12 protein-coding genes are annotated in these 14,506 nt (G+C 73.2%); 9 read left to right on the top strand and 3 right to left on the bottom strand.

All coding sequences use genetic code 11. The features are described 5' to 3' along the window. The first annotated feature begins 143 nt into the window (after positions 1–143). Entirely contained in the window at positions 144–824 is a 681-nt protein-coding gene (locus OOJ98_RS00365; protein WP_267052588.1) for a DUF4232 domain-containing protein, read from the top strand. 456 nt (positions 825–1,280) lie between these two features. Here OOJ98_RS00365 and OOJ98_RS00360 read toward each other — a convergent pair whose 3' ends face one another. Then, entirely contained in the window at positions 1,281–2,267 is a 987-nt protein-coding gene (locus tag OOJ98_RS00360) for a DMT family transporter (protein ID WP_267052587.1), read from the bottom strand. A gap of 156 nt (positions 2,268–2,423) precedes the next feature. Then, entirely contained in the window at positions 2,424–5,258 is a 2,835-nt protein-coding gene (locus OOJ98_RS00355) for an FAD-binding and (Fe-S)-binding domain-containing protein (RefSeq protein ID WP_267052586.1), read from the bottom strand. A 275-nt stretch (positions 5,259–5,533) separates the two neighbouring features. On the opposite strand from OOJ98_RS00355, the gene OOJ98_RS00350 reads away from it, so the two are divergent. The 8 genes from OOJ98_RS00350 (at position 5,534) to OOJ98_RS00315 (ending at position 13,349) form a co-directional block, all read left to right on the top strand. Continuing rightward, the gene (locus OOJ98_RS00350) at positions 5,534–7,042 is read left to right on the top strand and encodes a sensor histidine kinase KdpD (RefSeq protein ID WP_267052585.1); all 1,509 of its coding nucleotides are present in this window, start codon (positions 5,534–5,536) and stop codon (positions 7,040–7,042) included. Beyond that, complete coding sequence (locus OOJ98_RS00345) at positions 7,039–7,440, top strand: roadblock/LC7 domain-containing protein (protein WP_267052584.1); 402 nt, start codon at positions 7,039–7,041, stop codon at positions 7,438–7,440. Before OOJ98_RS00350 ends, OOJ98_RS00345 begins: the two co-directional genes overlap by 4 nt. Continuing rightward, complete coding sequence (locus OOJ98_RS00340) at positions 7,437–7,784, top strand: DUF742 domain-containing protein (protein WP_267052583.1); 348 nt, start codon at positions 7,437–7,439, stop codon at positions 7,782–7,784. Before OOJ98_RS00345 ends, OOJ98_RS00340 begins: the two co-directional genes overlap by 4 nt. Beyond that, positions 7,765–8,364: an ATP/GTP-binding protein gene (locus tag OOJ98_RS00335; protein WP_267052582.1), complete on the top strand. Its 600-nt coding sequence runs from the start codon at positions 7,765–7,767 to the stop codon at positions 8,362–8,364. Before OOJ98_RS00340 ends, OOJ98_RS00335 begins: the two co-directional genes overlap by 20 nt. After that, on the top strand, positions 8,361–9,590 hold the full coding sequence (locus OOJ98_RS00330; protein WP_267052581.1) for a cytochrome P450: 1,230 nt from the start codon (positions 8,361–8,363) through the stop codon (positions 9,588–9,590). The genes OOJ98_RS00335 and OOJ98_RS00330 overlap by 4 nt, the downstream gene beginning before the upstream one ends. Further along, positions 9,587–10,828, top strand: a complete 1,242-nt coding sequence (locus OOJ98_RS00325; protein ID WP_267052580.1) for a cytochrome P450 — start codon at positions 9,587–9,589, stop codon at positions 10,826–10,828. The genes OOJ98_RS00330 and OOJ98_RS00325 overlap by 4 nt, the downstream gene beginning before the upstream one ends. Before the next feature lie 459 nt (positions 10,829–11,287). Further along, a complete protein-coding gene (gene serC, locus OOJ98_RS00320; RefSeq protein ID WP_267052579.1) occupies positions 11,288–12,406 on the top strand; it encodes a phosphoserine transaminase in 1,119 nt (372 codons plus the stop codon). Between the two features lie 283 nt (positions 12,407–12,689). After that, complete coding sequence (locus OOJ98_RS00315; RefSeq protein WP_267052578.1) at positions 12,690–13,349, top strand: DUF4360 domain-containing protein; 660 nt, start codon at positions 12,690–12,692, stop codon at positions 13,347–13,349. Between the two features lie 104 nt (positions 13,350–13,453). Here OOJ98_RS00315 and OOJ98_RS00310 read toward each other — a convergent pair whose 3' ends face one another. Continuing rightward, complete coding sequence (locus OOJ98_RS00310) at positions 13,454–14,431, bottom strand: WD40 repeat domain-containing protein (RefSeq protein ID WP_267052577.1); 978 nt, start codon at positions 14,429–14,431, stop codon at positions 13,454–13,456. Positions 14,432–14,506: the final 75 nt, after the last annotated feature.

Here is a 14,506-nt window from a genome sequence, read left to right as displayed (position 1 = left end):
ATCTGTGCGTGTAACAGGAGTGTCTTAGGCGGTGGGCGGGCGGAACGATTCGCCCTTCCGTGTGGTCATGTTGAGCACAAGCGCTCGCTGGTACCGACCGTACCGAGCGGCCCACCCAGCCAACCGATACTGAGGAAGAACCGATGCGCGTTCGCAAGCTCACCTTCGCCGCCCTGGCCGTTGCCGCGGGTCTCTCGCTCACGGCCTGCCAGAGCGACGACGGCTCCACGCAGAGCGACCCGCCCGCCGCCTCCAACGCGCCCTCCACGGGCGGCGGTTCGGCTTCCGGCTCGGGTACGGGGTCGGACCAGGGCAGCGACAAGAGCACGGGTGGCAGCGGCGGCAAGGCCACGACGGCCGGGACGGGCTCCAGCGGGTCCGGCGGGGCCGGGAGCGCCAAGGGGGTCGCCAAGTGCCGCACCCTCGACCTGAACATCACGGCGGCGGACGCCACGGTGGGCGGTGACGCGGAGCGCACCGTGGCCGTGGAGTTCATGAACTCCAGCGGCCACGACTGCATGGTGTCCGGCTTCGCGGGCGTCGACCTGAAGACCAACGCGGGCACGGTGTCGGCCAAGCGCACGGGGGCCGCGGCCACGCCCTACACCCTCAAGCACGGCAAGTCGGTCTTCTTCGGCATCACCTACCCGGCCAACGACTCGGGCGGCTCGGGTGCCCGCATCACGGGCCTCGTGGTGACCCCGCCCGGAGAGACCAAGTCGGCCACCCTGCCGTGGCCCGGCGCCGCGTCCCTCCCCGTCACGGAGTCCGGCGGCGCCCAGGTCAAGGTCGGCCCCATGGGCAGCGCGGGCCAGGGCGGCTGAACGCGGAGCCCCGCCGGGGATACGGGGGAGGGCCACTGAGCGCGCCCCGCTCCGCGGGGGGAGGCGGCACGGCGCGGTCCCACTCCACCCTGCGGGGGAGGCGGCGCTGCACCCGCCTGGACGGCGGCGCCGGCCGCACGAACGGGCCGGGGCCAGTCGCAACCCTCGGGGAGCCGCACCCGGGCGCCGCTGCACGAACGGGCCGGCCGGGGCCCGGGGGCCGCACCCTCACGTAGCCGCACGAACGGCCCACCGCGGATAGGGGCGAAGCCCCGAGGGTGCACCCTCGCGCAGCCGCACGAACCAACCCACCCGGGGCCCGGGGGCCGCACTCTCACGTAGCCGCACGGGCGGGTGGGTGGGAAAACGCGCCGGGGTCCGGGGCAGAGCCCCGGGGAGCCGCACCCCCGCCCAGCCGCAGAACCCAACCCGCCCCGGCAAGGGAACCACCCGGAGCTACCCCGAAACCCCCCGAATCTGCGTCCGCACCGCCCCCATACTCGCCCCGATCACCAGCGCGATCGCCAGCGCCTGCGGCCAGGACAGCGCCTGGTTCAGGATCAGGAATCCCGCCGCCGCGGCGATCGCCGGCTCCAGGCTCATCAGGATCGCGAAGGTGGACGCGGGCAGGCGCCGCAGGGCGAGGAGTTCCAGGGTGTAGGGCAGCACCGAGGAGAGCACCGCCACCACCGCGCCCAGCGCCATCGTGGAGGGCACGATCAGCGCGCCCCCGGCCTGCGCGATGCCGATCGGCAGGAACACGACCGCCCCGACCGCCATCGCGAGCGCGAGCCCGTCGGCCTGCGGGAACCTCCGCCCCGTACGAGCGCTGAACAGGATGTACAGCGCCCAGCACACGCCCGCCCCCAGCGCGTACGCCACTCCGACCAGGTCCAGGCTGCCGAAGCCGCCCCCGCCGAGCAGGACGACGCCGGCCAGGGCGAGCCCCGCCCACAGGACGTTGACCAGGCGCCGGGACGCGAAGACCGACAGGGCCAGCGGGCCGAGCACCTCCAGGGTGACGGCGACACCGAGCGGGATGCGGTCGACGGCCTGGTAGAACAGCCCGTTCATGCCGGCCATGGCGACGCCGAAGACGACGACCGTGCCCCAGTCCGCCCGCGCGTGCCCGCGCAGCTTGGGCCGGCACACCAGCATCAGGACGAGCGCCGCCGCGACGAGCCGCAGCGTCACGACGCCGGCCGCGCCCGCCCGGGGCATCAGCGTCACCGCGACGGCCGCACCGAACTGCACCGAGATGCCGCCGGACACCACGAGCGCCACCGACCCGAGCGCCGCCCGGCGTCCGCCGCCGGCCGGGCCCCGCGAGCCGTCGCCGGGCGCACCCGCACCCCCGCCCGCCGCCACACCGGCGGCCTCGGGTACGGCGACGGAGGCCGCCGCGACCGGCTCGGCCGCACCCGCGCCCTTGACCGGATTCACCGGCGCTCACCCCACTCCTGGTTCACCACATTGAACTAGCGGATTCAGTATTCTGCACCGCCCGCATCCGCCGCAACCGTTTTCGCGTCGTCGCGGCCACGCCAAGCGGAATGACTCCGTCCATCCAATGTAAGCGGCACCGAGGGCAACGGACCCTCACCCCCCGGCCCCCTCGCCGAGCCCCTCCGCGAGCACCTCCGCCAGGTGTCTGGCCCGGCGGCCCGCCAGCTGCGCGAGTTGCGTACGGCAGGAGTAGCCGTCGGCCAGGACCTCCGTGCCGGGTGCGGCGGCCCGTACCGCGGGGAGCAGCTGGTCCTCGGCGCAGGCCAGCGAGACCTCCCAGTGCCCGCGCTCGAACCCGAAGTTCCCGGCGAGACCGCAGCACCCCCCGCTGAGTTCACCGGTGAGGCCGGCCTTCTCGCGCAGGCGGCGGTCGGCGGCGTCACCGAGGACCGCGTGCTGGTGGCAGTGGGTCTGCCCGGCCACCGGACGGTCGAGCCGCGGCGGCACCCAGTGGGGCGCGCACTCCTCGACCGCTTCGGCGAAGGTGCGTACCGACGCGGCGAGGCGGGCCGCGCGCGGGTCGTCGGGGAGCAGCTCCGGCAGATCCGAGCGCAGGGCGGCCGCGCAGCTCGGTTCGAGTACGACGACCGGCCGGCCCGTCTCGGACAGATACGGCTCCATCACGTCGAGCGTATGGCGCAGCACCACCTTCGCGCGGTCGAGCTGTCCGGTGGACACATAGGTGAGGCCACAGCAGACCCGCCCGGCAGGCACCCCCACTTCGACTCCCGCGTCCGCGAGCACCCGCAGCGCCGCCCGGCCCACCTCCGGGGAGAGGTGATCGGTGAACGTGTCCGGCCACAGCACGACCCCGCCCCCTTCCGGTACTTCCGCCCCCTCCCCCAGCTCCGCAAGGAACGTCCGCGCCGCCAGCCGCGGGATCGTCCGCTCCGGCGCGATCCCCGCGAACCGTTTCGCGAGCGCCGCGAGCGGGCGGACCCGGGCCGCCGCGTTGAGCACGCGCGCCGCCGGCGCCGCGAGCCGCAGCCACTCGGGCAGCCGGCCCAGCGCGTAGTGGGCGGCCGGGCGGCGGCGGCCCGCGTAGTGGTGGTGCAGGAATTCCGCCTTGTACGTGGCCATGTCCACGCCCACCGGGCAGTCGCTGCGGCAGCCCTTGCAGGACAGGCACAGGTCGAGCGCGTCGCGCACCTCCCGCGAGCGCCAACCGTCGGTGACCACCTCGCCGGCCAGCATCTCGTGCAGCAGCCGCGCCCGGCCCCGCGTGGAGTGCTCCTCCTCGCCGGTCGCCCGGAACGACGGGCACATCACCGACGCCGAACCCGCCTGCTCCGTACGGCATTTGGCGACACCCACACAGCGGCTCACCGCCGCCGAGAAGTCGCCGCCGTCGTGCGGGTAGCCGAACGCGACGTCCACCGCCCCGCGCTTCGGCAGCACCGCGAAGCGCAGGTTCTCGTCGAGGCGGGCGGGCCGCGCGAGGATGCCCGGGTTGAGCAGCCCGTCCGGGTCCCACGCGTCCTTGAACTCCCCGAACACGCCGACCAGTTCGGGCCCGTACATCGTCGGGAGGAGTTCCGCGCGGGCCTGCCCGTCGCCGTGTTCGCCGCTGAGCGATCCGCCGTGCGCCACGACGAGTGCGGCGAGCTCCTCGGAGAACGCGCGGAAGCGTCCGATGCCGCCGGGGCTCACCAGGTCGAAGTCGATGCGGACGTGGACGCAGCCGTCGCCGAAGTGTCCGTACGGCGCCCCGCGCAGCCCGTACGAGGCCAGCAGGGAGCGGAATGCGCGCAGGTACGCGCCGAGCCGGGCCGGCGGCACCGCGCAGTCCTCCCATCCCGGCCACGCCTCGGTGCCGTCGGGCATGCGGGTCGCGGTGCCGGCGGCGTCCTCGCGGATCCGCCACAGCGCGCGCATCGCCGCCGGGTCGCTCACCACGGCGGTGTCGAGCGCGTCGCCCGCCTCGGCCAACTCCTGTGCGCGGGCGCGGGCCTGGGCCTCGCTCGTCCCGCCCGTCTCGACGAAGAGCCAGGCCCCGCCGCGCGGCAGTCCGGCGCCGTCGCGTGCGGGTACGAGATCGGCGGCCATGCCCTCGACGGTCAGCGGCCGGTACGGCAGCAGGCCGGGCGCCGCTTCGGCGGCGGCGCTCTCGTCGGGGTAGCCGAGCACCGCGAGGGCGCGGGCGCGCGGCGACTCCACGAGACGCACGGTGGCCTCGGTGACCACGCCGAGCGTTCCCTCGCTGCCGCAGAACGCCCGCGCGAGGTCGGCGCCGCGTTCGGGGAGCAGGGCGTCCAGGGCGTAGCCGGAGATGCGGCGCGGCAGGTCCTGGGGGTAGCCGGTGCGCAGGAGTGACAGATGACGGCTGACGACATCGCGCAGTCCATCGGGCGCTGTCGAACTCTCCCACCCCCGTGCCAGGTGGTACCGGTCGCCCCGTGCGCCGACGACGGTCAGATCAAGGACGTTGTCGGCCGTGGTCCCCCACGCCACCGAATGCGCGCCGCACGCGTTGTTGCCGATCATCCCGCCGAGCGTGCACCGGCTGTGCGTGGACGGGTCGGGTCCGAAGGTGAGGCCGTGGGGCGCGGCGGCGTCCCGGAGGACTTCGAGGACAAGTCCCGGCCGCACCACGGCGGTTCGGGCCTCGGCGTCGAGGGAGACGAGGGAGCGCATGAAGCGGGTGAAGTCGAGCACGATCCCGGTGCCGGTGGCCTGGCCGGCGATCGAGGTGCCGCCGCCGCGCGGCACGACCGGCACCCCGTACGTCCGGCACACCGCGAGGGTGGCCGCCACGTCGTCGGCGTCGCGCGGGGCGACCACGCCCAGCGGGACCCGGCGGTAGTTGGAGGCGTCCATCGTGGTGAGGGCGCGGGCGGTGACCCCGAGGTCCACCCGGCCCCGGACCACCCGGGACAGCTCCCGCGCCAGTTCTCGTTCCGCTCCCGGGCCCTTCGCGCCATCTGCCATGGACCCAGGATGCCCCGAGCGTTCACCACAGCGGACTTGACGCAGCGTCACGAATGGAGTGTCCTGAAACTACCCGGATGACCTGAATGCGGCTGGTCAACGGTCCCAATGAGCGGGAATGTTCACCAAGAACTATCCAAATCGATCACCAACTCTCCTATAGTTGCCCCTCGTTCCCTGTGGAACAGACACACCGCCTTCCCCACCCGTCCCCCTCGCCCGCCCCTCCACCACCCCCTCGCCCGCCCGCCATAAGCGCTGTAAGGCATTGATCAATGACGGCGTCGCCCTCTCCCATTCGCCCCTCCGCGCTGGCCCTGCTGATCACCGCGGTGGTCACCGGCGCGTTCTGCACGGCGGCGGTGGTCTCGGCCGCGCCCGCCTCCCGCGATCTGGTCGGCTGGAGCCTCGGAGCCGCGGCGGCCCTGCTCAGCGCCGGTGCGTACACCACGACGTACTCCGTGCTGCGCAACCGTGTGCTGCGCGAGCGGCTCACCGCGCTCAACGCGCAGATCAGCGCCCAGGAGGCCAACGCCGCCCGGCGCAGCGCCGACGCGGTACGCCTGGACGCCGCGCAGTCCGCCGAGCGCAAGGCCCTGATCGCGGCCCACACCGCCCAGCTGCGCCGCGCCGAGTCGGCCCGTGCCGCGGCGCTCGCCGCCACCGCCAACGCGGCAGGCCGCATGCAGGCGCTGGCCACCGGCATGCTCGCCGACCTGCGCGACATGGAGCACCGGCACGCGGACGAGGAGGTGCTCGGCGACCTCCTGCACCTCGACCACCGCACCGCGCAGGCCGGCCGTCTCGCGGACTCCATCGCCGTCCTGACCGGGGCGCGTTCGGGCCGCCGCTGGTCGCGGCCGATCGTCATGGAGTCGATCCTGCGCGGCGCCATGGGCCGCATCGGCGGCTACCAGCGCGTGCGGCTCCACTCCACCAGCGACGCGGCCGTCGCCGGGCACGCCGCCGAGGGCGTCATGCACGCGCTCGCCGAACTCCTCGACAACGCGGCCAACTTCTCGCCGCCCACCGCCGAGGTCCATGTGTACGTGGAGGAGGTGCCGGCCGGGGTGATCATCACCGTCGAGGACAGCGGTCTCGTCATGAGCGAGGTGCAGCAGCGCCGCGCCGAACTCGCCGTGTCCGGGCAGTCGTCGGACCTCGCGGGGCTCTCCGGCACCCGGCTCGGCCTCGCGGTCGTCGGGCGCCTCGCCCGCAAGCACGGTCTGACGGTGTCGTTCCGGCCCTCCGCGCGCGGCGGCACGGGCGCCCTGATGCTGCTGCCGCACGAGCTGATCTCCCATGTCACCGCGGTACCGGGCCAGGCCCCGGCCGCGCCCGTCGTCGACGTACCGCAGGACCTGAAGCCGCCGGAGCCCGGGGCGCGGGACGCCGCCGCGCGGGAGCCCGCCGTACCGGAACCGGTACCGGAACCGCCGGCGCCGGCCCCGGCCGGTGAGCCGGAGGCCGTCCACGAGCCGGCCGACGACCGGGCCGGCGTCCGTCCCGCCCCCGCCGCCCGGACGGCCGCCACGGCGCCCGGATCCCCCGGCGGAGCCGGCGCGGACAGTGAGACCAGCGGCGAGTTCCCGCAGTTCGGCGAGAGCGGGCTGCCCAAACGCAAGCGCGGCCGTGCGCTGGCCGCGGCGCACCCCGAGGGTCCCGGCGCCCCGGCGGCCCCGGCCCGCGCCACCGCCGCCGCATCGGACGCCGCGGCCCGTTTCAGCAGCTTCCGCCAGGCCGTACGCGCGAAGTCCCCCACCCCGGAAGGCACCACAGAATGACCGGCACCACGACCGACGAGAAGCTCAACTGGCTTCTGGAGAACCTGCTCCAGCGCACCCCGGGGGCCCGCCACGGCCTGGTGCTCTCCCGTGACGGCCTCAAGCTGTGCCGTACTCCGGAGCTCTCCGTCGACCAGGCCGACCAGCTCGCCGCGATCGCCGCGGGCATCCAGAGCCTGTCGCACGGGGCGTCCATGGAGTTCGGCGACGGCTCCGGCGGGGTGCGCTCCGCGATGGCCGAGTTCTACGGCGGCATCCTGTTCATCGTCGAGGCCGGCGAGGGCGCGCACCTCGCGGTGGTCGCCGCCGAGGACGCCGACGCGGGGCTCGTCGGACACAACATGTCCGAGCTGGTGGAGCAGCTCGGCGACTACCTCAGCGCCGAGCCGCGGGCATGAGCCGGCCGGGCCGGGACGACTCGCCGGACCGGCTCTACACGCTCACCGGCGGCCGCAGCCGCTCCGGCTCGGACGCCTTCGACCTGGTCACCCTGGTGGTCACCGAGTCGGAACCGGCACCGGGCATGCAGTCCGAGCACGCGGCGATCCTGCGCATGTGCCGCTTCCCGACCGCGGTCGTGGAGATCGCCGCCGAGCTCGGCCTGCCCGTGACGGTGGTCCGCATCCTGCTCGCCGATCTGCACGACACCGGCCGCATCAGCGCCCGCCATCCGCTCTCCGCCCACCGCCTTCCCGACCCCGACATCCTGGAGCAGGTGCTCGTTGGCCTCCGAAATCTCTGAACGGCCCGCCCTGGCGGGGACCGCGGACAATGGCCTCAAAATCGTCGTCGTCGGAGGTTTCGGCGTCGGAAAGACGACCATGGTGCGCTCGGTCAGCGAGATCCGTCCGCTGAACACCGAGGAGACCATGACGAAGGCGGGCGAGGCGGTCGACGACCTCAAGGGGGTCGGCGCGAAGTCCGCCACCACCGTCGCCTTCGACTTCGGCCGCATCACCCTGGACGCGCGCAACGTCCTGTACCTGTTCGGGGCTCCCGGCCAGGAGCGGTTCTGGTTCCTGTGGGACCGGCTGTTCGCGGGGACGCTCGGCGCGGTCGTCCTCGTCGACACCCGGCGCCTGGCGGACTCCTGGTACGCCATCGACCGTCTGGAGCACCACGGCACGCCGTTCGTCGTGGCGTGCAACGACTTCGGCGGGCCCGCGCACACCGAGGCGCAGGTCCGTGAGGCGCTCGACCTGCCGCCCGAGGTGCCGCTGCTGCGCTGCGACGCCCGCGCCCGCGAGTCGAGCAAGACCGTACTGATCACTCTCGTAGAACATCTCGCACGCCTGCGACAAGCACCGGAGCTCATACCGTGACGTGCCCGATCCCCGCCCCCGTCCCGCTGAGCGGCCCCCGCTTCCAGACCGAGCCGAACGCGCTCTACCGCGACATGCGGCGCGACCACGGCGCCGTGGCGCCCGTCGTCCTCGACGGCGACGTGCCGGCCTGGCTGGTGCTCGGCTACCGCGAGCTGCACCAGGTCACCAGCGACCCGATGCTGTTCTCGCGCGACTCCGACCTGTGGAACCAGTGGGACCGCATCCCCGCCGACTGGCCGCTGCTCCCGATGATCGGGCGCAAGCAGCCGTCGATCCTCTACACCGTCGGCGAGCGCCACCGCGAGCGGGCGGCGATGGTCTCCGAGGCGCTGGAGGCGGTCGACCCGTTCGAACTGCGCAGCCACGCCGAGCGGTTCGCGGACGAGCTCATCGACGCGCTGTGCGGCGCCGGGAGCTGCGACATCGTCGGCCAGTACGCGATGCTCCTGCCGGTCCGCGTCCTGGCCCGGCTCTACGGGTTCGCCGACGAGCAGGGGCCCGGCCTGGTCACCGCGATGAACGACATGATCAACGGCCGGGAGGGCGCCCTGGAGGGCCAGCGCCACCTCGCCGAGTCGATGTACGCGCTGCTCACCGCCAAGCAGGTCGAGCCGGGCGAGGACGTGGCGTCGCGGATGCTCGCCAACCCGTACGGGTTCAGCGTCGAGGAGGTCGGCCAGGACCTGATGGTGATGATGGCCGCCGGGCACCAGCCCACCGCCGACTGGATCGGCAACTCGCTGCGGCTGATGCTCACCGACGACCGGTTCGCGGCCTCGCTCGCGGGCGGGCGGCACAGCGTCGGTGAGGCGATGAACGAGGTGCTGTGGGAGGACACCCCCACGCAGAACGTGGCGGGCCGCTGGGCCGCCCGCGACACCCGGCTCGGCGGCCAGCACATCCGCGCCGGCGATCTGCTGCTGCTGGGGCTCGCGGCGGCCAACGGCGACCCGCAGGTGCGCACCGACGCGGGCGCGCTGACCGGCGGCAACAGCGCGTTCTTCTCGTTCGGGCACGGCGAGCACCGCTGTCCCTTCCCCGCACAGGAGGTCGCCGAGGTCATCGCCCGGACCGGGATCGAGGTGCTCCTCGACCGGCTGCCGGACGTCGATCTCGCGGTGTCCGCCGGGGAGTTGGCCCGGCGGCCGTCGCCGTGGCTGCGCGGCCTGACCGAGCTTCCCGTCATGTTCACTCCCACTCCCGCCCTTGGAGCAGCCAGATGAGCAGTCCGTCGCAGTGCCCCGTGGACCACAGCGGTGCCCTCACTCTCGACCCGTTCGTCGCCGACCTCGACGCGGAGAGCGCGGCGCTGCGCGCGGCGGGCCCGCTGGTACGGGTCGTGCTTCCCGGCGGGGTGGGCTGCTACGCGGTGACGCACCACGCGGAGGCACGGGCGCTGCTGACCGACCCCCGCCTGGTGAAGGACATCAACAGCTGGGGCGCCTGGCAGCGCGGCGAGATACCGATGGACTGGCCGCTGATCGGTCTCGCCAACCCGGGGCGGTCGATGCTGACCGTCGACGGCGAGGAGCACCGCCGGCTGCGCACGCTGGTCGCGCAGGCGCTGACGGTGCGGCGGGTGGAGCGGCTGCGGGCGGGCATCGAGACGCTGACGACGTCGATGCTGGACCGGCTGGCGGGGCTGCCGGCGGGTGAAGTGGTGGACCTCAAGGCGGAGTTCGCCTATCCCCTGCCCATGAACGTGGTCAGCGAACTGATGGGGGTGGACGCGGCCGACCATCCGCGTCTGAAGGCCCTGTTCGAGAAGTTCTTCTCGACGCAGACGCCGCCGCAGGAGGTGCCGCAGATGATGGCGGACCTGGGCGAGCTGTTCGCGCGGATCGTCGAGTCGAAGCGGCGGGCGCCGGGCGACGACCTGACGAGCGCGCTGCTCGCGGCGTCGGAGGGCGGCGACCACCTCACGACGGAGGAGATCACCAACACGCTCCAGCTGATGATCGCGGCGGGTCACGAGACGACGATCAGTCTCATCGTGAACGCGGTGGTGGCGCTGGAGACCCATCCCGAGCAGCGCAAGCTGGTCCTCGACGGGGCGGTGCCGTGGGAGAACGTGATCGAGGAGACGCTGCGCTGGTCGACGCCGACCTCGCACGTCCTGTTCCGCTTCGCGACGGAGGATGTGGCGGTGGGTGAGCGGGTGCTGCCGGCGGGCGAGGCGCTGATCGTGTCGTTCGGGGCGATCGGCCGGGACGCTGGGCAGCACGGGCCGACGGCGGGCGACTTCGATGTCACCCGGACCCCGAACCGGCACATCTCCTTCGGGCACGGGCCGCACGTCTGCCCCGGGGCGGCGCTGTCCCGCCTGGAGGCGGGGGTGGCCCTCCCGGCCCTGTACGCCCGCTTCCCCTCCCTGGCCCTGGCGGTCCCGGCGACGTCGCTCCGCAACAAGCCGATAGTCACCCAGAACGACCTCCACGACCTCCCGGTCCGCCTGACCTGACCGACCCCCGGCCCGCTGAGGGCTTGTCCTTGGCAGGGTGCCCCTCCGGACCTCCTCAGCCGGTCCGACTGCTCGGCGCCGGGCGGCGTTTGAGGACGAGCGCGGTCCAGCCCGGCCGGCGTTGAGGACGAGCGCCCTTTAGCCCGTCCGGCGTTTGAGGACGAGCGCCTTTCGGGCGCGAACGGGGTCTGGGGCAGAGCCCCAGTTCCTGAACCCCAGCCCCCTTTCCCGCCCCCGGAGGGTTTAGGGAAGGGGCGGGGTGGGGCATCCTCCCGACCCCCGGACCTCGGGTGCGGACCGTGCTGGGGCACCCGCGCAGTTCCCCGCGCCCCTAAAGACGTAGGGCACCCGGAGCCGACCGGTCGCGTTCAGTGGGGCGGAGCCCCGCGGGTTGTGGGGACCGTCTCACCGGGCGGACCCGGCACCCCGGACACACCGGAACCGGCTACGCTCGCGACCGTGGCTGAGATCCAGATTCCCGCTGACATGAAGCCCGCCGACGGCCGTTTCGGCGCGGGCCCCTCCAAGGTGCGTACCGAGGCGCTGGACGCCCTGGCCGCCACCGGCACCTCCCTGCTCGGCACCTCCCACCGCCAGGCCCCGGTCAAGAACCTGGTCGGCGAGGTGCGCCAGGGCGTCGCCGACCTGTTCTCCCTGCCCGAGGGTTACGAGGTGATCCTGGGCAACGGTGGCTCCACCGCGTTCTGGGACGTGGCGACGCACGGCCTGATCGACACCAAGTCCCAGCACCTGAACTTCGGCGAGTTCTCCTCCAAGTTCGCCAAGGCCGCCAAGCTCGCGCCCTGGCTGGACGAGCCGACCGTCATCAGCAGCGACCCGGGCACCCACCCGGACCCGAAGGCCGAGGCCGGCGTGGACGTGTACGCGTTCACGCACAACGAGACCTCGACCGGTGTCGCCGCCCCGATCAAGCGCGTGGCCGGCGCCGACGAGGGCGCCCTGGTCCTCGTGGACGCGACCTCCGGCGCCGGCGGTCTGCCCGTCGACATCACCGAGACGGACGTCTACTACTTCGCCCCGCAGAAGTCGTTCGCCTCGGACGGCGGCCTGTGGCTCGCGGTGTTCTCGCCGGCCGCCCTGGAGCGCGCCCAGCGCATCCACGCGAGCGGCCGGCACGTTCCGGAGTTCTTCTCGCTGCCGACCGCGATCGACAACTCGCTGAAGAACCAGACGTACAACACCCCCGCCCTGTCCACCCTGTTCCTGCTCAACGAGCAGCTGAAGTGGATCAACGGCCAGGGCGGTCTCGCGTGGTCGACGGCGCGCACCGCGGCGTCGTCGAGCGCCCTGTACGGCTGGGCCGAGGACTCCAAGCACGCCACCCCGTTCGTCACGGACGCGGCGAAGCGCTCGCAGGTCATCGGCACGATCGACTTCGCGGAGGGCATCGACGCCGCCGCGATCGCCAAGGCGCTGCGCGCCAACGGCATCGTCGACACCGAGCCGTACCGCAAGCTGGGCCGCAACCAGCTGCGCATCGCGATGTTCCCGGCGATCGACCCGGCGGACGTCCAGGCCCTGACGGCCTGCGTCGACTACGTCATCGAGCAGCTCTGACCCGGGGCACACCCGCCTTGTGAGGGCCCGGCACCGCTCTGGTGCCGGGCCCTCGTGCGTGCCACAGCGGCCGATAACCGCCCTATTCCGCAAGGGAGTTGGTCCCTAGCATCCAAGGCGGCCCGGCGCTTCGCAGCACGGCCGGACCGATCCGAACGTTTGACATGTCCATGTCTCAACTAGTCGCGCGGCGCCACCGCACCGGCGCCCGCGACGGCATGGACGTACGGCTGGACTCCCCACGTTCCGCAAGGCCACCGACAACCGATCGGAGCATCACCCCATGCCCGGTGCACTTCTCGCAGGCGCCGCCACCGCGGCGTTCCTCGCCTCGTCGCTCTTCACACAGGCCGCGCCCGCCGCGACCGGCATCACCGCCCCGCCCGACAAGATCGTCATCGAGATCGCGACCGTCAACGGCTCCGGCTGCCCCATCGGCACCGCCGCGGTCGCCGTGTCGCCCGACAACACCGCCTTCACCGTCACCTACAGCCAGTACCTGGCCCAGGTCGGCGCCGGCGCCAAGCCGACCGACTTCCGCAAGAACTGCCAGCTCAACCTGATCGTGCACGTCCCCTCCGGCTTCACCTACGCCGTGGCGAGCGCCGACTACCGCGGCTACGCCCACCTGGAGAGCGGGGCGAGCGCCACCCAGAAGGCCTCGTACTACTTCCAGGGCTCGTCGGACACGGCGAGCAGAACGCACCCCTTCTCCGGCCCCTACGACGACGACTGGCAGGCCAACGACACCACCGACTGGGGCCAGTTGGTGTGGGCCCCCTGCGGCGTCCAGCGCAACTTCAACATCAACACCGAGCTGCGCGCCAGCGCGGGCACCTCGGACCCGCACGCCAACAGCTTCATCGCCATGGACTCCACCGACGGCGACATCCAGACCATCTACCACCTGGCGTGGAAGGAGTGTCCGGGCGGCCAACGCTGACCGCCCGACCCGGCCGGCGCCCGCCGCACGAGCGGGCCGGCGCCGCCGCACGACCGGGGGCCCGCGGCGCACACCGCGGGCCCCCGCCCCCGCCCCGGCGCCCCTCAGCCGTTCCTCGGCCGCCGCAGCACGCGCTTCGCACCCAGCGCCAGCGCGGTGGCGAGCGCCAGAACCATCGCGCCGACCATGAAGTTCCCCTTCTGCGCGCCATCACCCGATCCGGTGGAACTCCCGCCCCCCGCGCCCGACTTGGCGCCGTCCTCCTTGAGGGGGACGCGGACCACGCCGCTCTCCGCGCCCTCGGAGCCGACCATCAGGGCCGAGCCGTCCGGGGTGTAGGTCACCGATTCCGACTGCCCCTGCACCGGCGTGCCGGGCACCGCGTGCCAGTCGCCGAGCGGGTCGCCCGCACCGCCCTTCCAGGCGTATTCGGCCAGCGCGAAGTAGCCCCGCAGCGCCAGTTTCGTACCGTCCGGCGAGAACGCGCCGTCGGTCACCCACGGCACCTCGCCGACCCGGTGGAAGACGTTGGTACCGGAGGACGACAGGGTGGCGGGGCCCTCGTAGAGGCCGCCGCCGCTCTCGCGTTTGGAGGCGATGTAGACCCGTCCCGTCCTGGGGTGGACCATCAGCGCCTCCGCGTTGCGCGGCCCGTCGGCGTACCGGACGTCGTACTGCGTCGCCTTGACCGTCTGGTCCCGCAGTTCGGCGGGTTCGGGGAAGCGGTAGATCCAGACGTGGTTCCAGGAGCCGTCCAGGTTGTCGCCGATGTCGCCGACATAGAGGTCGCCGTCGGGCCCGATCGAGATCGCCTCCACATCACGCGGCCTGCCCACGCCCGCCATGGTGATCCGCGCGACGGTCTGCCCGGTCTTCGCGTCGACGGCGTAGACGTACGGCCCGTCGCCGCTGTCGTTGTGCGTCCAGTAGATGCCCGGGTGGGCGCGGCTCGCGGCGAGCCCGCTGGACTCCTTGATCCGGGGATCCTTGATGGTGAAGCCGCCGTCGTCGGCCAGGGCCGGACCCGCCGCACACAGCAGGACGAGGCCGGCCGTCCCGCACACTCTCAGAAGCGAACGCATGGACCCAGTCTCCCTGGCCCGCCCCGCCCGTCGGGGTGTCGACCGTCACGTCGCCGCCGGCGTACCGATCGGTAA

The organism is Streptomyces sp. NBC_00083, from assembly GCF_026343295.1.
Lineage (GTDB): Bacteria > Actinomycetota > Actinomycetes > Streptomycetales > Streptomycetaceae > Streptomyces.
This window is presented reverse-complemented; position numbering and strand designations above follow the sequence as displayed.

Coding starts and splice junctions, on each gene's coding strand:
- OOJ98_RS00355 (WP_267052586.1), bottom strand. CDS start 5,258: ATGGCAGATGGCGCGAAGGGCCCGGGAGCGGAACGAGAACTGGCGCGG.
- OOJ98_RS00310 (WP_267052577.1), bottom strand. CDS start 14,431: ATGCGTTCGCTTCTGAGAGTGTGCGGGACGGCCGGCCTCGTCCTGCTG.
- OOJ98_RS00350 (WP_267052585.1), top strand. CDS start 5,534: ATGACGGCGTCGCCCTCTCCCATTCGCCCCTCCGCGCTGGCCCTGCTG.
- OOJ98_RS00315 (WP_267052578.1), top strand. CDS start 12,690: ATGCCCGGTGCACTTCTCGCAGGCGCCGCCACCGCGGCGTTCCTCGCC.
- OOJ98_RS00325 (WP_267052580.1), top strand. CDS start 9,587: ATGAGCAGTCCGTCGCAGTGCCCCGTGGACCACAGCGGTGCCCTCACT.
- OOJ98_RS00345 (WP_267052584.1), top strand. CDS start 7,039: ATGACCGGCACCACGACCGACGAGAAGCTCAACTGGCTTCTGGAGAAC.
- OOJ98_RS00340 (WP_267052583.1), top strand. CDS start 7,437: ATGAGCCGGCCGGGCCGGGACGACTCGCCGGACCGGCTCTACACGCTC.
- OOJ98_RS00365 (WP_267052588.1), top strand. CDS start 144: ATGCGCGTTCGCAAGCTCACCTTCGCCGCCCTGGCCGTTGCCGCGGGT.